The 21,137-nt window shown below is 66.5% G+C and carries 16 protein-coding genes; 3 read left to right on the top strand and 13 right to left on the bottom strand.

Annotated elements, in window-relative coordinates:
• The first annotated feature begins 199 nt into the window (after positions 1-199).
• Both ACJH6J_RS04780 and ACJH6J_RS04775 read left to right on the top strand, forming a co-directional pair.
• On the top strand, positions 200-568 hold the full coding sequence (locus ACJH6J_RS04780) for a DUF3060 domain-containing protein (RefSeq protein WP_244872774.1): 369 nt from the start codon (positions 200-202) through the stop codon (positions 566-568).
• A 48-nt stretch (positions 569-616) separates the two neighbouring features.
• Positions 617-1,048, top strand: coding sequence for a DUF3060 domain-containing protein (locus tag ACJH6J_RS04775; RefSeq protein WP_212806933.1), 432 nt, complete (start codon positions 617-619; stop codon positions 1,046-1,048).
• A gap of 3 nt (positions 1,049-1,051) precedes the next feature.
• Here ACJH6J_RS04775 and ACJH6J_RS04770 read toward each other — a convergent pair whose 3' ends face one another.
• From ACJH6J_RS04770 to ACJH6J_RS04755, 4 genes are all read right to left on the bottom strand, one after another.
• Positions 1,052-1,816, bottom strand: a complete 765-nt coding sequence (locus ACJH6J_RS04770) for a crotonase/enoyl-CoA hydratase family protein (RefSeq protein WP_406803603.1) — start codon at positions 1,814-1,816, stop codon at positions 1,052-1,054.
• The gene (locus ACJH6J_RS04765) at positions 1,813-2,529 is read right to left on the bottom strand and encodes a PaaX family transcriptional regulator C-terminal domain-containing protein (RefSeq protein WP_406803661.1); all 717 of its coding nucleotides are present in this window, start codon (positions 2,527-2,529) and stop codon (positions 1,813-1,815) included. The genes ACJH6J_RS04770 and ACJH6J_RS04765 overlap by 4 nt, the downstream gene beginning before the upstream one ends.
• A 14-nt stretch (positions 2,530-2,543) precedes the next feature.
• Positions 2,544-3,461: a crotonase/enoyl-CoA hydratase family protein gene (locus tag ACJH6J_RS04760; protein ID WP_406803660.1), complete on the bottom strand. Its 918-nt coding sequence runs from the start codon at positions 3,459-3,461 to the stop codon at positions 2,544-2,546.
• Positions 3,462-3,541: 80 nt separating this feature from the next.
• Positions 3,542-5,164 carry an acyl-CoA dehydrogenase family protein gene (locus ACJH6J_RS04755; RefSeq protein ID WP_212806936.1) on the bottom strand — a complete coding sequence of 541 codons (1,623 nt, stop codon included), beginning with the start codon at positions 5,162-5,164 and terminating at the stop codon, positions 3,542-3,544.
• A 151-nt stretch (positions 5,165-5,315) separates the two neighbouring features.
• On the opposite strand from ACJH6J_RS04755, the gene ACJH6J_RS04750 reads away from it, so the two are divergent.
• Positions 5,316-6,110, top strand: a complete 795-nt coding sequence (locus tag ACJH6J_RS04750) for an MBL fold metallo-hydrolase (RefSeq protein WP_406803602.1) — start codon at positions 5,316-5,318, stop codon at positions 6,108-6,110.
• Positions 6,111-6,137: 27 nt separating this feature from the next.
• On the opposite strand, the gene ACJH6J_RS04745 is transcribed toward ACJH6J_RS04750, so the two are convergent.
• The 9 genes from ACJH6J_RS04745 to ACJH6J_RS04705 form a co-directional block, all read right to left on the bottom strand.
• Complete coding sequence (locus ACJH6J_RS04745; RefSeq protein WP_406803601.1) at positions 6,138-7,550, bottom strand: amino acid permease; 1,413 nt, start codon at positions 7,548-7,550, stop codon at positions 6,138-6,140.
• A gap of 31 nt (positions 7,551-7,581) precedes the next feature.
• Positions 7,582-8,331, bottom strand: coding sequence for a deoxyribonuclease IV (locus ACJH6J_RS04740; protein ID WP_212806939.1), 750 nt, complete (start codon positions 8,329-8,331; stop codon positions 7,582-7,584).
• Between the two features lie 168 nt (positions 8,332-8,499).
• Entirely contained in the window at positions 8,500-12,456 is a 3,957-nt protein-coding gene (locus ACJH6J_RS04735; RefSeq protein ID WP_406803600.1) for a DNA-directed RNA polymerase subunit beta', read from the bottom strand.
• A gap of 60 nt (positions 12,457-12,516) precedes the next feature.
• Positions 12,517-16,002, bottom strand: a complete 3,486-nt coding sequence (locus ACJH6J_RS04730; RefSeq protein ID WP_406803599.1) for a DNA-directed RNA polymerase subunit beta — start codon at positions 16,000-16,002, stop codon at positions 12,517-12,519.
• 625 nt (positions 16,003-16,627) lie between these two features.
• The gene (locus tag ACJH6J_RS04725; RefSeq protein WP_212806940.1) at positions 16,628-17,650 is read right to left on the bottom strand and encodes an ABC transporter ATP-binding protein; all 1,023 of its coding nucleotides are present in this window, start codon (positions 17,648-17,650) and stop codon (positions 16,628-16,630) included.
• A 259-nt stretch (positions 17,651-17,909) separates the two neighbouring features.
• Positions 17,910-18,299 (bottom strand): 50S ribosomal protein L7/L12, encoded by a 390-nt coding sequence (rplL, locus tag ACJH6J_RS04720; protein WP_212806941.1) that lies wholly within the window; start codon positions 18,297-18,299, stop codon positions 17,910-17,912.
• Between the two features lie 70 nt (positions 18,300-18,369).
• Positions 18,370-18,885: a 50S ribosomal protein L10 gene (gene rplJ, locus ACJH6J_RS04715; protein WP_212806942.1), complete on the bottom strand. Its 516-nt coding sequence runs from the start codon at positions 18,883-18,885 to the stop codon at positions 18,370-18,372.
• Between the two features lie 272 nt (positions 18,886-19,157).
• Entirely contained in the window at positions 19,158-20,072 is a 915-nt protein-coding gene (locus tag ACJH6J_RS04710; RefSeq protein ID WP_406803598.1) for an ATP-grasp fold amidoligase family protein, read from the bottom strand.
• A 4-nt stretch (positions 20,073-20,076) separates the two neighbouring features.
• Complete coding sequence (locus ACJH6J_RS04705; RefSeq protein WP_406803597.1) at positions 20,077-21,015, bottom strand: methionyl-tRNA formyltransferase; 939 nt, start codon at positions 21,013-21,015, stop codon at positions 20,077-20,079.
• Positions 21,016-21,137 lie beyond the last annotated feature (122 nt).

Raw genomic sequence — 21,137 nt, 5'->3', positions numbered from 1 at the left:
CCGCGGCGCGGTCGGTTAACTAATGACTCTAACCTCTGGACGCTGCAGATACGTTGCCATTTGGGCGAATCTTGTAACCGCGTCTCATGGCAAGTCCCACAGAACGGACGAACCCACTCCGCAGCACCTGCCTCGCAACGTAGGCTCCCAGATACCGCAACACCGTGCACATCGCCGGACCAGAACGAAGGGAACCATCGTGAGTCGCACAGCATGGGGAACCGCATTGCTTGCCGGACTGCTGACGGTCCCGTTCGCGGTCGGCGCACCCAACGCCGCCGCGGTCAACGATGACACCCACATCGTCGGCACGGGCATCACCCAGACCCTCGACTGCCACAACGGCACCCTGTTCGTCAACGGTAGCGGCAACACCATCACCGCGTTCGGTACCTGCTGGGCTGTCACCGTCCAGGGCTCGTCCAACACCGTCATCGCCGACACGATCGTCAACGACGTCACCGCCTACGGCTTCAATCAGACGGTCATATTCCACAATGGGGATCCGGCACTCATCGACGTCGGTCACCAACTGGGATTGGGCAACCGGCTCAACAAGATCCCCTGACCGGGTTCCGCACCGGGTGCCGGTAACGCCGACAGGGAGGGACACCGCATGAACCCCAACCGAATCGCGATGGCGGCGGGCGTCGTCACCGCAGCCGCTCTGCTGCTGACCGGCTGCGGATCGCAGGACAGCAATTCCGGTAGCAGCAGTTCGAGCGCCGCCGGCACGGCAGGCACCTCCGGCGTGCCGACGACAGCGCAGGTCGAGGTGGGCAACACCATCAACTACAGCGCCGTCGGCACCACGCGGGAAATCGACTGCGGCAGCGGCAAATCGCTGACCGTGGGCGGCGCCAACAACACGCTGACCGTCAAGGGCACCTGCGCGAAGGCCAACATCGGCGGCACCGACAACAAGGTGACGTTCGACAAGGTCGACCAGGAGCTCGACGTCGTCGGCATGCACGCCACCGTCACCTACAAGGACGGCTCGCCGAAGGTCAGCAACACGGGCTCCGGCAACACCGTCACCAAGGGCTGAACCTCACGCCTGAGCGCCGTGCCGGCCCGCTCCCCCGGCGAACCGCTGCGCGCCCGCGAGCGACTCCGCGGCCACCTGTGAGAGGCTGGCGAACTCGAATTCCATTGCGGATTGCTCGGATTCGCCCCACTGCCGCAGCGCGGACATCCGGTCGGCGCGCAGACACAACTGCGGCAGTGCCGCCAGCTGGTGCGCGAGTTCTTCGGCCTTCGCCCGGGCCTGCCCGTGCGGCACGACGCGGTTCGCCAGGCCGATCTGCAGCGCCTCGGCGGCGTCGACGGCACGGCCGGTGAGGATCAGGTCCATGGCCCGGCTGTGTCCGATCAGCCGCGGCAGCCGGACCGTGCCACCGTCGATGAGCGGGACACCCCAGCGCCGGCAGAACACGCCGAAGGTCGCATCCTCCTCGACGACGCGCAGGTCGCACCACACCGCGAGCTCGAGCCCGCCGGCGACGGCGTAGCCGCTGACCGCGGCGATCACCGGTTTGGACAGCATCATCCGGCTCGGGCCCATCGGCCCCGGCCCCGTCCGGTGTGTCTGGTTCATCTCCGGGGTGCCGAACGCCTTGAGATCCGCTCCGGCACAGAAGGTTCCGTGGTCGCCCCACAACACCGCCACGGCGGCGGAGTCGTCGCGGTCGAACTCGTCGAACGCCTGGTACAGCGCTGCTGCCGTCGGCCCATTGACGGCGTTGCGGGCGGCGGGCCGGTCGATGATGACCGTCGTCACCGGCCCGTTCTTCTCGACGCGCACAGGTTCTGTCATGATGCCTCCATCGGTTCGTCGCGCCGCGCCACCAGCTCGGCGGCGAAGTCTGCATAGGCCTGCCGCAACTGCTCGCCGGGCCAGTCGCCCGGGAGCAGTTCGGCAGGTAGCACAGGGTCGGCCAACAGGTGCCGGACGATCGCGGCCGCCGCCACGAACCGGCCGGGAACGTCGGCGGCCGCAGCGATCTCGTCGAGCAATCGACGAGCGGTCGCGGCCCAGGCGGGCAGATCCCACAGGACGGCGGCCAGGCCCGCCGGATCGTCGTCCCGGCTGGTCAGCACCCGGGCGTTGGCCGTGATCTCCTCCGGCAACTCGCCGGCCAGATTGGCCGGCCGCAGCCACACGCCCTCACGCAGCTCTCCGAACCTGTTCTGCAGCAAGTCGTTTCGCAGTTCGGCCCGGGTCCGAGCAGCGGCGCCGACCGTGGTGATGACGACTGTCGTCCAGTCGCCGTGCCACGGCCGGGTTTTCGGGTCGATGGCGGCATCCTGCCGGCGTTGCCGCGCGAGCAGCCGGTCGGCGAGCCGGTAGCCGTCGGCCGAACGCACCAGATCACCGGCGCTGACCATGCGTGTCAGCGCCACCCGCAGCGTCTGCTCCTTGATATCGAAATCCGAAGTGAGCCGGAGCAACTCGGCCGCGGATGCCCACGCCGGGTGGGCACCCAGCAGCACGCTGAGCACCACCGACCGGGCGGTCATCCGCTTCAGCTCAGCCATGGCCGTCAGACCCCGGAGGCCACCCGGCCCGCGTCACCGAACGGATCGTCACGGTGCCGCACCGCCTGCCGGAATCCGTGCTCGACGGCGTCGGCGACGAACGCGTGCCCCTCGGGTGTGTGCCGGGCGATGCCGTCGAACACCGTGCTGACCATGCGGCTGGTCGCGATCCCCTGCTGCAGCAGCGAGGTGTTGCACGCGAGCTTCGCCATGATCAGCTGGTTGACGGGCATGGCCGCAATGCGGGCGACGAGCCGCTCGGTGCGCTCATCCAGGTCCTCGGGCTCCGGGGCCTCGACCGCCAGCCCCCAGTCGGCGGCCTGCGCCCCGGTGATGCAATCCCCGGTGAACAGCAGGCGTTTCGCGCGCTGGTCGCCCAGGCGGTGCGCCCAGAGGCCGGCGGCGGGCACGCCCCACACCCGCATGGGCGGGTAGCCGATCTTGGCGTCGGAGGCGGCGATCACCTGGTCTGCGTGCAGCGCGATGTCGGTGCCGCCGGCCACGCAGTAGCCGTGGATTTTCACGACGGTCGGTTTGTCGCAGTGCATCAGGCTCGAGAAGCCACGGACGAACCGGCTCATCATCTGGTAATCGATCATCGGATCCCAGGGCTGGTTCGGCAGGTGGTTGACGGCCTGGGTCTTGCCGTCGAGCACCGTGCCCTGGTGCTCGGCGCCGCCGGCGGCTCCGGTGCCGTCGGCGTACGCGCTCAGATCGAAACCGGCACAGAACCCTTCACCGCGGCCGGACACCAGGATCACGTGCACGTTCGGATCGAGGTCGGCCCGTTCGACGCAGGCCGCCAGCTCCAGCGGGGTGTCCGCGACGATCGAGTTGCCCTTCTCCGGACGGTTGAACGTGATCCGGGCGACGCGATCGGTGACCTCGTAGGTCATGGTCTTCAGGTTGTCGAAATCCACCAGCTCAGCCTTCCCGCGAGCAGTCGCAAAACTGTCCCAAACGGCGATATTGGGACAGTTTTACGTCTGCTCGGCAGTTGAAATCAGCCCTTGACGAGGGCGCGTTCGATGATGGGCGCCAGGTCGAGGCCCGTCGGCAGGGTGCCGAACGCGCCGCCCCACTGGCGGTCGAGGCGGCTGACGAGGAACGCCTCGGCCACCGCGGGGTGCCCGTGGCGCACCAGCAGCGCGCCCTGCAACGCCAGCGAGATGTCCTCGGCCACCTTGCGTCCGCGGTATTCGAGCGTCGCCGGATCGGTGAGCTGCGCCTTGAGCGCGTTGACGTGGGCGTCCAGGCGCGGGTCCTGCGCCTGCGCCAACTCGTCGAACAGCACCTCGATGCACTCGGGCTTGGTCGCCATGGCACGCAGCGTGTCGAGCGCGCTGACGTTGCCCGAGCCTTCCCAGATGCCCATCAACGGGGCCTCGCGGTAGAGCCGCGGCATACCCGATTCCTCGGCGTAGCCGTTGCCGCCGAAGCACTCCATGGCCTCCGCGGCGTGCGGCGTCGCCCGCTTGCACACCCAATACTTGGCCGCGGCCAGACCGATGCGGCGGAACAGGCTTTCGCGTTCGTCACCGCGGACGGCGCGGTCGGTGGCGCCGGCCATGCGCATCGCCAGCATGGTGGCGGCCTCGGCTTCGACGGCCATGTCGGCCAGCACGTTGCGCATCAGCGGCTGGTCGATCAGGTAGGCGCCGAACGCCTTGCGGTGCTGGGCGTGGTGCACGGCCTGGGTCAGGCCGGTGCGCATGCTGGTGGCGCTGCCGAGCGTGCAGTCCAGGCGGGTCAGGTTGACCATCTCGATGATGGTCGGCACGCCGCGGCCCTCCTCGCCGACGAGCCAGACGGTCGCGCCGTCGTACTCGATCTCGCTGGAGGCGTTGGCGTGGTTGCCGAGCTTGTCCTTGAGCCGCTGGATGAACATGCGGTTGCGGGTGCCGTCGGGCAGGACGCGGGGCAGGAAGAAGCACGACAGTCCGCCCGGTGCCTGCGCGAGGACGAGGAACATGTCGCCCATCGGCGCCGAGGTGAACCACTTGTGCCCGCGCAGCGAGTAGCTGCCGTCACCGTTGGGCGTGGCCTGCGTGGTGCCGGCGCGGACGTCGGAGCCGCCCTGCTTCTCGGTCATCGACATGCCGGCGGTGATACCGGCTTTGGTGGCAGGCACTTTCAGCTCGGGGTCGTAGACCCGGCTGGTCAGCAGCGGTTCGTAGACCTTGGCCAGTTCGGGGTTGAACCGCAGTGCCGGGACGACGGCGTACGTCATCGAGATCGGGCAGACGTGGCCTGGCTCGGGGGTCCAGGCCGACATCTTCGCCGCACGGACAACGTGGGCGCCGGGACGGTCGTCGGCCCACGGTGCGCCGTGCAGGCCGTGTGTCACCGCGGCGTTCATGAGGTGGTGGTAGGCGGGGTCGTATTCGACCTCGTCGACGCGGTGCCCGTACCTGTCGTGCGTGTGCAGGATCGGGACGTTGCGGTCCGCGAGCTCCCCCCAGCGCTGCGCGACCCGGCTGCCGCCGAGCGCACCGACCTCGTGGACCTCGTCGACACCCCACTCCCCGCCTTCGCGGATGAGGGCCTCGGCGAGCGCCGGGAAGGTGGCGGGGTTGTAGTTCTCCAGCGGCGGGACCTGATTGGTCACGACATGGGTATCGGCCATGTCCCCACTATTACACTTTTACGACAGTCGCACAAGAACTGTATATATGAATGGCAGACGCGGTCCGGCGATCAAGTGGAAAATCTCAATACACTCGCGGCGGAGCTGAACGATGAATGTCAGCAGACACCCAACTCCCAGGAGTCGCACCATGCCTCTGGCCCGACAGGATTGTGCTGCGCTGGTTGTCGGCGGCCCGACCACCGTGCTCGATCTCGGCGGCCTACGCATCGTCAGCGACCCGACCTTCGACGCCCCCGGCCCGCAGGGGTACTTGACGAAAACCCGCGGCCCGGCCGTCACCGAGGAGCAGATCGGCGCCGTCGACGTCGTCCTCGTCAGCCACGACAACCACGTTGACAACTTCGACGAGCGCGGCCGCGCCTTCGCCACGAACGCACCGGTGCTGCTCACCACGATCGGCGGAGCCAGGCGACTGGGCACCCCGGCTGTCGGGTTGCGACCGTGGAGCACCTATACCCTCACCCGGCCCGACACCGGCGAGCTCAACGTCACCGCAGTCCCTGCCGTCCACGGTCCCGAAGACGGCGACCGCGACCCCGACGGGTACGTCAACTGCGAAGTCATCGGGTTCGTGCTTTCCGGTAGCACACTGCCCACGGTCTACATCAGCGGCGACAACGCCTCTCTCCGGACTGTCGGCGAGATCGCCCGTCGCGTCGGCACCATCGATGCAGCCATCCTGCACGCCGGTGCCGCTCGCGTGCCCGGCAAGTTCCGGCATCGGGCGGTCAGTCTCGACAGCATCCGAACCGCGGCCGCCGCCGCGGTTCTGGGCGCCCCGGTCAACATCCCGGTCCACTACGACGGTTGGGCACACTTCACCGAAGGCCGCGACGACATCGCCCGCGCTTTCGACGACGCCGGCATCACCGCGGCCCTGCGCGTCGCCGACCACGGCACCTGGCTGTCGTTGCAGCCGTAGGCGGTGCCGAGTCGGGGCTGCGATGCGCTAGTGCCGCGTCACGACCTCGGTGGCACGGTCGCCACGGTGCACGAAGTAACCCAGCGTCACGATGACGAACCAGATGGCACCCACGAGGATCGCCGTGCGTCCGTCGTCGGTGAAGAACAGCAGCACGACGACGAGCGCCAGGAACCCGAGCGCCAGGAACGTCGTGTACGGCGCGCCCGGCAGGCGGTAGTCCGACGCCGGCAGCACGCCGGCGGCCACCCGCTGGCGATAGATGAAGTGCGACACCAGGATCGAGCCCCACACGAAGATGATGCCGATGGTCGACACCGAGGTGATGTAGGCGAACGCCTTGTCCGGCGACAGGTAGTTCACCAGGACACCGACGCCCATGGTCAGGGCCGAGAAGCAGATGGCGAGCATCGGCACGTGCCGGCTGCTCAGCGCCTGCAGACCGGCGGGCGCGTCACCGCGCTGGGCGAGGCTGCGCACCATGCGGCCCGTCGAATAGATGCCGGAGTTGCACGACGACAGCGCCGCGGTGAGCAGGATGAAGTTCACGATGCCCGCGGCGGCCGGGATGTTGAGGTACTGGAACACCGCGACGAACGGGCTGTGGCCGGCGTGGTAGTTCCGCCAGCCCTGCACCGACAGGATCACGATCAACGCGCCGACGTAGAACAGGCCGATGCGGAAGGGCAGCGTGTTGATGGCCTTGCGCAGCGTCACCTTCGGGTTCTCGGCCTCACCCGCGGTGACACCCACGAGCTCGACACCGACGTAGGCGAACACCACGATCTGCAGGCTCAGCAACGCCGAGCTGAAGCCCGTCGGGAAGAAGCCGCCGTCGTTCCAGAGGTTGGTCACGCTCGGTCCGGTGGCCGGGCCGAAACCGGCGATCGGCAACAGCACACCGATGCCGATGATGATCATGCCGATGATCGCGGTCACCTTGATCATCGAGAACCAGAACTCGGCCTCACCGAAAATCTTCACCGAGATCAGGTTGGCCGCGAACAGCACCAGCAGCACGACCAGCGCCGTCACCCACTGCGGAATGTCGTGCCCCCACGGCCAGTACCGCACGTATTTGCCGGCCACCGTGATCTCCGCCATGCACGTCGTGGCCCACACCGCCCAGTACGTCCAGCCGTTCGCGAACCCGGCGAACCGGCCCATGAACTCCTCGGCGTATTCCGAGATGCTGCCCGACACCGGGCGGTAGACCAGCAGCTCACCGAGCGCCCGCATGATGACGAACACGGCCAGGCCGGCCGCCAGGTACGCCAAGATCAGCGCGGGACCGGCCTTCTCGATGGCCCCGCCGGCGCCGTAGAAGAGGCCGGTGCCGATGGCCCCGCCGATCGCGATCATCTGCACGGTTCTGGCGGACAGACCGCGCTCGTAACCGGCGTCGGGTGTCTCTGTTACCTCAGTGTTGGCGTCTTGCACCCGACGGGTTTATCACAATTGTCGGTGCCGACTAAACGTTCTCGCGCAGGAACGCGATGTCGTCCTTCCGGCCGTCCTCGGACGTCTCGCAGATGACGGGAGCGTCGGCGGCGCGCACCACCGCTGCCAGCAACTGCGGGTCGATCTGGCCCGAACCGAAGTTCGCGTGCCGGTCGGCCCCGGAACCGGCGGCGTCCCGGGAGTCGTTGCAGTGCACCAGATCGATCCGGCCGGTGATGGACTTGATGCGCTCGACCGCGTCGACCAGCGCCTCCCCCGCCGCCCAGGCATGGCAGGTGTCCAGGCAGAAACCGATGCCCTTGTCGCCGATGCGGTCCCACAGCCGGGCGATGGTGTCGAAGTGCCGCGCCATGGCGTGATCGCCGCCGGCGGTGTTCTCCAGGTACACGGGCATGTCGGTCTTGAGGGCGTCGAGCGCCTTCACCCACCGCTCGAAGCCGGCCTCCATGTCGTTGTCGTCGGCATGACCGCCGTGCACGATCACGGCCGTCGCGCCGATCTCGGACGCGGCATCGCACGTGTCCTGCAGGATCTTGCGCGACGGGATGCGCACCTTGTTGTTGGCCGACGCGACGTTGATCAGGTACGGCGCGTGGACGTACAGCGGCACCGTCGACGCCCGCAGGATCTCGGCGTCCTCGCGGGGCGCGGGCTTCTTCCAGCTCTGCGGGTTGCCCAGGAAGAACTGCACCACATCGGCGCCGTCGGCAGCGGCCGCGGCCAGAGGATCGGTGTTGTCGACGTGCGAACCAATCAGCATGTGGCCCAGCCTAGTTGCGCGGCGCGCATGAACCCATGCCGCGGGCCACGTCGACGCGTTGACCGGCGAGGGGCCTCGGGTCGGCGTTCAGAATCGCTCGGTCGGAGGTCAGGACACCCGGAAATGAAAAAGGCCCCCGCGCAGAGCGGGGGCCTTTTCCTCGACTGATTAGCGGTAGTCGCTGTAGCCGTAGTCATCCAGCGGCACGGCAGCACCAGTGGCCTGACCGAAGTCCGGGCTGTAGTACTGATCCTCGTAGGACGGGATCGTGTACGCCGCAGCGCGGGCTTCCTCGGTCGGCTGGACCTGGATGTTGCGGTACCGGTTGATGCCCGTACCAGCCGGGATCAACTTACCGATGATCACGTTCTCCTTCAGACCCTGCAGCTTGTCGCTACGGCAGTTGATGGCCGCATCGGTCAGCACGCGAGTGGTCTCCTGGAACGACGCCGCCGACAGCCACGAGTCCGTGGCCAGCGATGCCTTCGTGATACCCATCAGCACCGGACGTCCGGCCGCGGGCTCGCCGCCCTCGGCCACGACGCGACGGTTCTCGGTCTCGAACTCGCTGCGCTCGGTCAGCGAACCGGGCAGGAACTCCGTCGAGCCCGAGTCGATGATCGTCACGCGACGCAGCATCTGGCGAACGATGACCTCGATGTGCTTGTCGTGGATCGACACACCCTGTGCGCGGTAGACCTCCTGGACCTCCTTGACGAGGTGAATCTGCACCTCGCGGGGGCCCTGGACGCGGAGCACCTCGTGGGGGTTCGCCGAACCCTCCATGAGCTGCTGGCCGACCTCGACGTGGTCACCATCGGCCAACAGGCGCTCGGTGCCGTCGTCGTGCTTGAAGACGCGCAGGCGACGGTTACGACGCGGCAGCTTGTCGTAGACGACTTCCTCGCCACCATCGTCGGGAACGATGGTGATCTTGTAGAACTTGTCGTCCTCTTCCAGCTGCACCCGGCCGGCCACGTCGGCGATCGGAGCGACGTTGCGGGGCACGCGGGCCTCGAACAGCTCCTGGACGCGCGGCAGACCACCGACGATGTCGGCGCCACCGGTGACGCCACCCTGGTGGAAGGTACGCATCGTCAGCTGGGTACCGGGCTCACCGATGGACTGGGCGGCGACGATACCGACGGCCTCGCCGATGTCGACCAGCTTGCCGGTGGCCATCGAGCGGCCGTAGCACTTGGCGCAGACGCCGGTGCCGGTGGCACAGGTCAGCACCGAACGCACCTTGACCGTCGAGATACCCGCAGCCAGAAGGGCCTCGATCGCGGGGTCACCGAGATCGTGGCCACGCTCGACGACGACGTTGCCGTTCGCGTCGACCGCATCGGTGGCCAGGGTCCGCGCGTAGGCGGACGTCTCGACGTGCGCATCGCGCACCAGCGAACCGTCGGCCTGGACCTCGGCCAGCGTGACGATGACGCCGCGCTCGGTCTCACAGTCGGTCTCGCGGACGATGACGTCCTGCGACACGTCGACCAGACGACGGGTCAGGTAGCCCGAGTCGGCGGTACGCAGAGCGGTATCGGCCAGACCCTTACGAGCACCGTGGGTGTTGATGAAGTACTCCAACACCGTCAGGCCCTCGCGGAAGGACGACTTGATGGGCCGCGGGATGAACTCACCCTTGGGGTTCGTCACCAGACCCTTCATGCCGGCCAGGGTGCGGGTCTGGGTGAGGTTACCCGTGGCGCCCGACTTCACGATCGTGATGATCGGGTTGTCCGCCGGGTAGTAGTCCTCCAGAGCCTTACCGACCTCTTCGGTGGCCTGCTGCCAGATCTTGACCAGCGACTCGTTGCGCTCCTCATGGTTCAGACCACCGCGCTGGTACTTCTTCTCGATCGCGTCGGCCTGGCCCTCGTAGCGCTCCAGGATTTCCTGCTTCTGCGGCGGCACCAGAACGTCGGCCATCGAGACCGTCACGCCCGAGCGGGTCGCCCAGTGGAAACCGGCATCCTTCAGCTTGTCGACGGTCTGCGCCACGACGATCATCGGGTAGCGCTCGGCGAGATCGTTGATGATCGCCGCCTGGACCTTCTTGTGCATCTGCTTGTCGACGAACGGGTAGCCCTTCGGCAGCAGCTCGTTGAAGAGCACGCGACCCAGGGTGGTCTCCGCGGTCCACGCGTCGCCCGGCTTCCAGCCATTCTCGAACAGCTGCTGCTCGATCTCGGCCGGCGGACGCAGGTGCGTCAGGCGGACCTTGATCTTCGCGCGCACCGACAGCGCGCCACGGTCCATGGCCATGATGGCCTCGGCCGGGCTGCTGTAGACGCCCTGCTCCGCGCTGTCCTTGGTGGCCGCGACGAACTCGCCGAGGTCACCGTCGATCTGCGTGGTCAGGAAGAACAGACCGGTCACCATGTCCAGACGCGGCATGGCGAGCGGGCGGCCCGACGCCGGCGACAGGATGTTGTTCGACGACAGCATCAGGATGCGCGCCTCGGCCTGCGCCTCCGCCGACAGCGGGAGGTGCACGGCCATCTGGTCACCGTCGAAGTCGGCGTTGAACGCCTCACACACCAGCGGGTGCAGCTGGATGGCCTTGCCTTCCACCAGCTGCGGCTCGAAGGCCTGGATACCCAGGCGGTGCAGCGTAGGTGCACGGTTCAGCAACACCGGGTGCTCGGCGATGACCTCTTCGAGGACATCCCACACCTGGGGACGCTGACGCTCGACCATGCGCTTGGCGCTCTTGATGTTCTGCGCGTGGTTCAGGTCGACCAGACGCTTCATCACGAACGGCTTGAACAGCTCGAGGGCCATCAGCTTCGGCAGACCACACTGGTGCAGCTTGAGCTGCGGGCCGACGACGATGACCGAACGGCCCGAGTAGTCGACGCGCTTACCCAGCAGGTTCTGACGGAAGCGGCCCTGCTTGCCCTTGAGCAGATCGGACAGCGACTTGAGCGGACGGTTGCCCGGACCCGTGACGGGCCGGCCACGACGGCCGTTGTCGAACAGCGCGTCCACAGACTCCTGCAGCATGCGCTTCTCGTTGTTGACGATGATCTCGGGCGCACCGAGGTCGATCAGTCGCTTCAACCGGTTGTTGCGGTTGATGACGCGGCGGTACAGGTCGTTCAGGTCGGAGGTCGCGAAGCGGCCACCGTCCAGCTGAACCATCGGGCGCAGCTCCGGCGGGATCACCGGAACGGCGTCGAGCACCATGCCCATGGGCGAGTTGCCGGACTGCTGGAACGCGGCGACGACCTTCAGACGCTTGAGGGCGCGCAGCTTCTTCTGGCCCTTGCCGTTCTTGATGGTGTCGCGCAGCGACTCGGCCTCGGCGTCGATGTCGAAGGTCTCGATGAGCTTCTTGATCGACTCGGCACCCATGGCGCCGGTGAAGTACTCGCCGTAGCGGTCCTGCAGCTCGCGGTACAGCACCTCGTCGACGATGAGCTGCTTCGGGGCCAGCTTGGTGAAGGTGGTCCAGATTTCGTCGAGCCGGTCCAGCTCACGCTGGGCCCGGTCGCGGAGCTGACGCATCTCGCGCTCGCCACCGTCGCGCACCTTGCGGCGGACGTCGGACTTGGCGCCTTCCTTCTCCAGCTCGGCCAGGTCCTGCTCGAGCTTCTGCGCGCGCTCGGCCAGGTCCAGATCGCGCTGATCCTCGACGGCCTTCTTCTCGACGACCATCTCGGCCTCGAGCGTCGACAGCTCGTTGTGCCGCATCTCGGTGTCGACCGAGGTGATGACGTAGGCCGCGAAGTAGATGATCTTTTCCAGATCCTTCGGGGCCAGGTCCAGCAGGTAGCCCAAGCGCGACGGAACGCCCTTGAAGTACCAGATGTGGGTGACCGGCGCGGCCAGCTCGATGTGGCCCATGCGCTCACGACGCACCTTGGCGCGAGTCACCTCGACGCCACAGCGCTCGCAGACGATGCCCTTGAAGCGGACGCGCTTGTACTTACCGCAGTAGCACTCCCAGTCGCGAGTCGGTCCGAAGATCTTCTCGCAGAACAGGCCGTCCTTTTCCGGCTTGAGCGTGCGGTAGTTGATGGTCTCCGGCTTCTTGACCTCGCCGTACGACCAATTACGGATGTCTTCCGCGGTGGCCAGGCCGATGCGGAGTTCATCGAAGAAGTTGACGTCTAGCACGTAACTCCCTTTCCCCTTGCGGGTGTATGAATCAGAAAAAGCTGACTACGGGCGGACGGTTTAGGCGAGGTCCTCGACGGACGCGGACTCGTTGCGCGACAGGTTGATACCCAGGTTCGCGGCGGTGCGCTCCAGGTCCTCGTCGTCGCTGTCGCGCATCTCGATCGCGGCACCGTCCGAAGACAGCACCTCGACGTTGAGGCACAGCGACTGGAGTTCCTTGAGCAGAACCTTGAACGACTCCGGGATACCCGGCTCGGGGATGTTCTCGCCCTTGACGATCGCCTCGTAGACCTTCACGCGACCGACGGTGTCGTCGGACTTGATGGTCAGCAGCTCCTGCAGCGTGTACGCCGCACCGTAGGCCTGCATGGCCCAGCACTCCATCTCACCGAACCGCTGGCCACCGAACTGCGCCTTACCACCGAGCGGCTGCTGGGTGATCATCGAGTACGGACCGGTCGAACGCGCGTGAATCTTGTCGTCCACCAGGTGGTGCAGCTTCAGGATGTACATGTAGCCGACCGTGACCGGGTACGGGAACGGCTCGCCGGAACGACCATCGAACAGCGTGGCCTTGCCGTCGGCGTTGACCATGACGTCGCCGTCGCGGTTCGGCAGCGTCGAGCCCAGCAGGCCCTGCAGCTCGTTCTCGCGGGCACCGTCGAACACCGGGGTGGCGACGATGCTGTCGCGCGGCGCGCTGTGCATGCCCTCGGGCAGGTTCGCCGCCCACTCGGGCTCGCCCTCGATGTTCCAGCCGGCCTTGGCGACCCACCCGAGGTGGGTTTCCAGGATCTGGCCGATGTTCATACGACGCGGCACACCGTGCGTGTTCAGGATGATGTCCACAGGGGTGCCGTCAGGCATGAACGGCATGTCCTCGATCGGCAGGATCTTGCCGATGACACCCTTGTTGCCGTGGCGGCCGGCGAGCTTGTCACCGTCGGAGATCTTGCGCTTCTGGGCCACGTAGACGCGGACCAGCTCGTTGACACCGGCGGGCAGATCGTCGTCGTCCTCGCGCGAGAACACGCGGACGCCGATGACCTTGCCGGACTCACCGTGCGGCACCTTCAGCGAGGTGTCGCGGACCTCACGGGCCTTCTCACCGAAGATGGCACGCAGCAGGCGCTCTTCCGGCGTCAGCTCGGTCTCACCCTTCGGGGTGACCTTGCCGACCAGGATGTCGCCGTCGCGGACCTCGGCGCCGATGCGGACGATGCCGCGCTCGTCGAGGTCAGCCAGCACCTCGTCGGAGACGTTCGGGATGTCCCGGGTGATCTCCTCGGCGCCCAGCTTGGTGTCGCGGGCATCGATCTCGTGCTCCTCGATGTGGATCGAGGTGAGCACGTCCTGCTCCACGAGCCGCTGGCTCAGGATGATGGCGTCCTCGTAGTTGTGGCCTTCCCACGGCATGACTGCCACGAGCAGGTTCTTACCGAGGGCCATTTCACCGTTCTCGGTGCAGGGGCCGTCGGCGATGACCTGGCCGGCCTCGACACGCTGACCCGAGTCCACGATCGGACGCTGGTTGGCGCACGTGCCGTGGTTCGAGCGGTTGAACTTGCGCATCCGGTAGGTGTGCCGCGAGCCGTCGTCAGCCATGACGGTGACGTAGTCGGCGGACACCTCTTCGATGACACCCGACTTGTCGGCGACGACGACGTCACCGGCGTCGATGGCGGCACGCAGCTCCATGCCGGTACCGACCAGCGGGGCCTCGCTGCGCACCAGCGGAACCGCCTGACGCTGCATGTTCGCACCCATCAGGGCGCGGTTGGCGTCGTCGTGCTCCAGGAACGGGATCATCGCGGTCGCGACCGACACCATCTGGCGCGGCGAGACGTCCATGTAGTCGACGTCGTTCGCCGAGACGAACTCGACCTCGCCGCCCTTACGACGGACGAGGATCTTCTCCTCGGTGAAGTGGCCGTTCGCGTCCAGCGGCGAGTTGGCCTGCGCCACGACGTGGCGGTCCTCCTCGTCGGCGGTCAGGTAGTCGATCTGATCGGTGACGACACCGTCGACGACCTTGCGGTACGGGGTCTCGATGAAGCCGAACGGGTTCACCCGCGCGTACACCGACAGCGAGCCGATCAGACCGATGTTCGGGCCTTCAGGGGTCTCGATCGGGCACATGCGGCCGTAGTGCGACGAGTGGACGTCGCGGACCTCGAGGCCGGCGCGCTCACGGGACAGACCACCGGGGCCCAGCGCCGACAGACGACGCTTGTGGGTCAGACCCGACAGCGGGTTGTTCTGGTCCATGAACTGCGACAGCTGCGACGTGCCGAAGAACTCCTTGATCGCCGCCACGACGGGACGGATGTTGATCAGGGTCTGCGGGGTGATCGCCTCGACGTCCTGCGTGGTCATGCGCTCGCGGACGACGCGCTCCATACGCGACAGGCCGACCCGGATCTGGTTCTGGATCAGCTCGCCCACGGTGCGCAGACGACGGTTGCCGAAGTGGTCGATGTCGTCGACCTCGACGGGGACCTCGACGCCGCCGGGGGCGGTCATGGTCTTGTCACCGTCGTGCAGGCGCACCAGGTACTCGATCGTGGCGACGATGTCCTCTTCGGTCAGCGTCGTCGCGGTCACCTGGGCCGGGTTGCCGTCGTGCAGGCCCAGCTTCTTGTTGACCTTGTACCGGCCCACGCGGGCCAGGTCGTAGCGCTTCTCCTTGAAGAACAGGTTCTCCAGCAGGGTCTGCGCCGACTCCTTGGTCGGCGGCTCGCCCGGGCGCAGCTTCCGGTAGATGTCCAGCAGCGCCTCGTCGGGACCGGCGGTCGGGTCCTTCTCGAGGGTGCCCATCATGATCTCGGAGAAGCCGAAGCGCTCACGGATCTGCTCGTTGGTCCAGCCGAGTGCCTTCAGCAGCACGGTGACGGGCTGGCGGCGCTTGCGGTCGATGCGGACACCGACGGTGTCGCGCTTGTCGACGTCGAACTCCAGCCAGGCGCCACGGCCCGGGATGACCTTGACGCTGTGCAGGGTCTTCTCGGTGGCCTTGTCGATGGACTCGTCGAAGTACACACCGGGCGAACGGACGAGCTGCGACACGACGACGCGCTCGGTGCCGTTGATGATGAAGGTGCCCTTTTCGGTCATCATCGGGAAGTCACCCATGAAGACCGTCTGGCTCTTGATCTCGCCGGTGGTGTTGTTGATGAACTCAGCCGTGACGAACAGCGGGGCCGCGTACGTCTGGTCCTTTTCCTTGCACTCGTCGACCGGAGCCTTGACCTCGTCGAAGCGCGGGTCGGAGAAGCTCAGCGACAGGGTGCCGGCGAAGTCCTCGATCGGCGACAGCTCGGCGAGGACCTCTTCGAGGCCACCGACCGGATTGATGTCACCGCGGTCGACTGCCTTCGAGCGCCAGCGGTCCGAGCCGATCAGCCACTCGAAGGAATCCGTCTGCACATCGAGCAGGCCCGGAACCTCAAGTGGTTCGCGCAGCTTGGCGAACGAGACTCGGTTCGGCGCTCCTGGGACGGAGTTGTTGGAATCTACTGACTTGCTCTCGCGAGAGACTGCCAAGATGCGTCCTTCCAGCACCTGATGCGACCATTCCGGTGCCGGTCGAAACCGGTCCGAATTGCCGCTCTATCTGCGTCGGTCCGGCTGGCGTTCTCACAGTCCGGGCCTTACAGGACACAGGGCACGCGTCTAGATCACTGAGCAAGACTCAGGCTAGAAGGTGTCAGGTGCGGGTGAGGTGGGCAGGATGCAGCCAGCGCAACGTCCAACATTAGCGTAGGACGGCGCATTCCTCAACCACGGCATGTTTGGAGAGAGTTCTAACGGATAACGCTGGCTGGCGTCTGAACCCATCAACACAACTCTCGAATACATGCTGCCCAACAGATTGGCCCGTTTGCGGGCGTCAGTCAAGACTTGCCACGGTGTTTGGTGTGGAGTTTTGCCGGCAGCTGGCGAACCGGGGCGCTCTCATCGTGACGCAGCGGGCGCCGAGGCGCCACCCGCACGCCGTTCCCGACGGACGCGCCGTGACCAAGATCACCGGCCGTCCGCCCTCTCGCCACGCCTCAGCGGCGCCCGCAGCGCCCGCCCGCCGGAGTTTTCGCGCCCTGTGCGCCCGCCCGCCGACACAAATCGCGCCCGGGCTGGTTCAGCCCGGGCGCGATTTTCGACGTTCTGCGGATCAGGCCCGCGGAATCTGAGCGGTCACCGGGTCGTCGTTGGCGCCACTCTTGTTGAGGTCCTCGAGGATGGCGGCCTGTGCGGCGGGCGGCAGGGTGTGCAGGATCGAGCGCACCCGGGCCTGACGACGGGCGACGGCCTGGCGGACCGGCATACCCGGGGTGACGGCGATCTGCGGCGGCACGCCCTCGATCTCCTCGACACCACCGTCGGAGTGACCGGCATCGATCGCGGCCTGCTCGGCGGCGGCGGTGGCGGCGTCCTTCTCCTCGGACATACCGATCGGGCCGATACGACGACCGTTGAGGAACTGCTTGACCGCGGGCTCCTCACTGGTCAGCAGCACCTCGCGGGGGCCGAACATGACCAGGTGCTTGCGGTAGAGCATGCCGATGTTGTCCGGCACCGTACGCACGATGTTGATGTTGTGGGTAACGATCAGGACCGTGGCGTCGATCTGGGCGTTGATGTCGATCAGCAGCTGCGACAGGTAGGCGGTACGGACTGGGTCCAGACCGGAGTCCGGCTCGTCGACCAGGATGATCTTGGGGTCGAGCACGAGGGCGCGGGCCAGACCGGCACGCTTGCGCATACCACCGGAGATTTCGCCCGGGAACTTGTGACCGTCGTTGGGCATACCCACGACGTCCAGCTTCTCCATGACGATCTTGCGGATCTCGGACTCGGACTTCTTGGTGTGCTCGCGCAGCGGGAAGGCCGTGTTGTCGTAGATGTTCATCGAGCCGAACAGCGCGCCGTCCTGGAACAGCACACCGAACAGGGTGCGGATCTCGTAGAGCTCCTTGGCCGAGCACTCGATGATGTTGGTGCCGTCGATGACGATCGAGCCGCGCTCGGGGCGCAGCAGGCCGATCAGGGACTTCAGGAACACCGACTTACCGGTACCGGACGGGCCCAGCATGACGCTGACCTCACCGGCGGGAATGGTCAAGGTGACGTCTTCCCAAATCTTCGACGACCCAAAGGACTTGCTCAGTCCCGTTACGTCGATTTGAACGCCCACGTGAGATCCCTTCCGCCAGCGCTCGCGCGCCATTTGCTGCCCTGCCTGTGGCTTGAGTCACTGTAGCGCATCGATCGCGGCCTGTTGCACCTTGTTCCAACTATCGGACGGCCCGCCACAAAGTCACCCCGATGGGCGCGGAGCCAACTACTCCATCGTCCCCCGAATGGTCCGAAATGCCCCGATTTATATCCCCTGAAAAGCGAAATCCCCCGGAGTCCACAAGGGACTCCGGGGGAAAACGTCAGTTCTGGCGAACTTACTTGACGGACACCGAAGCGCCGGCGGCCTCGAGCTTGGCCTTGGCGTCCTCGGCGGCCTCCTTCGAGACCTTCTCCAGCAGCGGCTTGGGGGCGCCGTCGACCAGGTCCTTGGCTTCCTTCAGGCCCAGGCCGGAAACGATCTCGCGGACGACCTTGATGACGCCGATCTTCTTGTCGCCGGCACCCTCGAGGATGACGTCGAACTCGGACTGCTCTTCGCCGGCCTCAGCGGCAGCGCCACCGGCGGCGGGGGCGGCGGCAACGGCGACCGGAGCGGCGGCGGTGACGTCGAAGGTCTCCTCGAACTGCTTCACGAACTCCGAGAGCTCCAGCAGGGTCATTTCCTTGAACGCGTCGAGCAGTTCTTCGGTGGACAGCTTGGCCATGTGAATGGTCCTTCCTTGTTTCTGTGTTTTGTTGGTCTAGTGCGCGGTTGGACAGCCGGCACTGAGGCTTCTAGGAAGCCTTCTTGTCCTGCAGAGCGGCCGCCAGGCGGGCGATCTGAGACGCGGGCGCAGCGAACAGCGCGGCGGTCTGAGACTGCTTTGCCTTCATGGCGCCGGCCAGCTTGGACAGCAGCACTTCGCGCGACTCGAGGTCGGCGATCTTCTCGACCTGGGCCACGGACAGCGCAGCGCCGTCCATGTAGCCGCCCTTGATGACGAGCTGCTTGTGATCCTTCGCGAACTTCTTGATTGCCTTCGCGGCATCGACCGGCTCGCCGGTGATGAACGCGATGGCGGTCGGACCTGCGAACAGGTCGTCGAGGCCCTCGACTCCGGCCTCCGAAGCGGCGCGCTTGACCAGGGTGTTCTTGGCGACCGTGTAGGTCGTCGCGGCACCGAGGGAACGACGCAGCTCGGCGAGATCGGCAACCGTCAGACCGCGGTACTCGGTCACGACAGTGGCCGTCGAGGCCTTGAACTGTTCGGCAATGTCAGCGACCGCAGTGGCTTTGTCAGCCTTGGCCATACATGCCTCCTTGTGGTGTATTCATCGGCCCACTGGAGACTGCCGGGGATTCGGCTTCGAATCGAGGTCAGAAACGCAAAGCGCCCCGACACAGAAAGGTCGGGGCGCGCAGAATCAAAAACTCTGAAAACCTCGTCCTCCTGCGTGGGCCGCCAGGCGTTGCCTGGACCTTCAACCAATTACTTGGTGACCGACGGTCTTCGGTGGAACTGCACAAGAGTAGCCGATCGCCTGCCGATCAGCCAAAACGGCGATGCCGCGGGCTCAACGGTCTAGGGCTGCCCGCGGCGCACCGCATCCGGTGCCGGCAGCCGCCATTGCCGGCCCTGCTCGAGGTCGAAGCTCATGGGTTCGTAGCGCAGCATGCCCGTGCCCGGGTACGGGGTGTACTCGCCGAACCACACGTCGCCGTCCACGGCGTAGAGGTCGACGCGGATGAAATCCCAGTCGGCGCCGAGGACGCTCGCGATCTCCAGCATCTTGTCCAGCTCGACGGGTCGTTCCTCGGGGGCGACCGGGTGAATACGCCACCGCACGGGCAGCTGACGCCAGTCGGCGTCCAGGAAGGTGGTGGTCTGCTTCTCGGCGAACCGGCCCCGGTTCACCTGGATCAGCTCGACGCGGCCGTCGAAGACGAAGAACTTGTAGTCGACGGGCGCTTCGCCGTCCGGAGTCGGGATGCGTTCCTCGAGCAGCAACAGGGGGCGCGCTTTGCTGTAGCCCCACTCACCGAGCTCCAGGGGCGTTTCCTGGAACCAGCTCCTGGTCTGGTCCCGCAGGCGGGCCAGATCCAGCCGCGGGTCGGGGCCGAACAGCGCCTGGCCACTGCTGGCATTGGGCTTGAGCACCCAGGGCGGCAGCGACGCCAGGTCCGGTGCGTCGCGCAGGTCGGTACCGGACCAGTACGTGGCGGGAATCCGGAGATCGGCGCCGGGATACGCCGCGCGCGCCATCTCCTTCATCCACATCTTGTCGCAGGCCCTGACGATCCGGTCCCGCCGATCGTGGAAGATGCGCCAGTTCACCTTCTCGTTGAAAGTCTCGGGCTCGTCGAAGTTGCCCCGCTTGCGGATCATCAAGAGATAGAGGACGTGCCGCAGGAACCGGACCGGGATCAGCGTGAGCATCCGGCGCCGGACGGACATGAGCCATGCCGGCGTCGCGATGTATGTGAGCAGCGGCGGCACGGGTTCAGGCCTCGCTGGTGAGGTAACCGCCGCGGCGGAAGAACTCCGCTCCCCCGTGCTCCACGCCGTCGGCCGTGCGGAGCCGCGTGATGACCAGGCCGAGGTTGCCGCCGCGGTGGGCGTGCGTGCCGCACACCACCGCGCCGCCGCCCTCCTGCACGATCACGCGGCCCGGGGTGCCGCCGTAGCGGATTTCGGACACCTTGGACTCGAGCACCTCGATCCGCTCACCGCGGTAGAAGGTGAACGCGCGCGGGTAGGGGTCCGACAGCGCGCGGACGAGCCGCTCGAGATCCTCGGCCGGCCAGCTCCAGTCGATGAGGCTGTCGCGCTCGGAGCGCTTGTGGAAGTAGGTCCGCTCGGCCTTGTCCTGCGGCCGCCACTGTGCGGTGCCGGCTTCCAGCGCGGTCAGCGCCTCGTCCAGCGCGCCGGGGATCAGGTCGATGCCACGCATCACCAGTTCGGTGCCGGTGTCGTCAGGCCCGATGGACAGCGAGCGCTGGACCAGGATGTCGCCGGCGTCGAGCTCGGCGTTCATGCGGTGAATGGTCAGGCCGATGTGCGATTCACCGCTGATCAGCGACCAGATGACCGGGGAGAAACCGGTGCCCTTCGGCAGCAGGGAGTCGTGCAGGTTCAGGGTGCCGTGCGGCGGCAGGTCGTAGAGCTCGTCCGTCATCCGCGTGTACCAGCTGTTGACGACGATGACGTCGGGTTCGGAGCGCTTGACCAGGTCGATGGTCTCGTGGTCGGCGCGCATGGTCAGGTGGACCGGGATGTCGTGTGCCTGGGCGAGTTCCTCGACGGAGTCCGAGAAGATCGCCTTGTACGACTCCGTGCTGGTCGGGTGCGTGACGACCATCGGCACGTCGTGGCCCAGATCGATCAGCGCCTGCAGCGTCTTGACCCCCCACGTCTGGAAACCGAAGAAGACGACGCGCATGCCAATACCTCACTAAGTCAGATTCTGCTGGCGTGTGAAGAGTTGTTCACCCACCGTTAAACAAGATCAACTTAGCTAAGTCTTGCCTAAGTTTGTTGCCTACCCCTCCCAGGTAGTTGACA

Source organism: Mycobacterium sp. SMC-18, assembly GCF_045310895.1.
Lineage (GTDB): Bacteria > Actinomycetota > Actinomycetes > Mycobacteriales > Mycobacteriaceae > Mycobacterium.
Note: the sequence above shows the minus strand (reverse complement) of the source record. Positions and strands in the feature narration are given on the sequence as shown.

Coding starts and splice junctions, on each gene's coding strand:
- ACJH6J_RS04755 (WP_212806936.1), bottom strand. CDS start 5,164: ATGGCCGATACCCATGTCGTGACCAATCAGGTCCCGCCGCTGGAGAAC.
- ACJH6J_RS04770 (WP_406803603.1), bottom strand. CDS start 1,816: ATGACAGAACCTGTGCGCGTCGAGAAGAACGGGCCGGTGACGACGGTC.
- ACJH6J_RS04740 (WP_212806939.1), bottom strand. CDS start 8,331: ATGCTGATTGGTTCGCACGTCGACAACACCGATCCTCTGGCCGCGGCC.
- ACJH6J_RS04750 (WP_406803602.1), top strand. CDS start 5,316: ATGCCTCTGGCCCGACAGGATTGTGCTGCGCTGGTTGTCGGCGGCCCG.
- ACJH6J_RS04775 (WP_212806933.1), top strand. CDS start 617: ATGAACCCCAACCGAATCGCGATGGCGGCGGGCGTCGTCACCGCAGCC.
- ACJH6J_RS04705 (WP_406803597.1), bottom strand. CDS start 21,015: ATGCGCGTCGTCTTCTTCGGTTTCCAGACGTGGGGGGTCAAGACGCTG.
- rplJ (WP_212806942.1), bottom strand. CDS start 18,885: ATGGCCAAGGCTGACAAAGCCACTGCGGTCGCTGACATTGCCGAACAG.
- rplL (WP_212806941.1), bottom strand. CDS start 18,299: ATGGCCAAGCTGTCCACCGAAGAACTGCTCGACGCGTTCAAGGAAATG.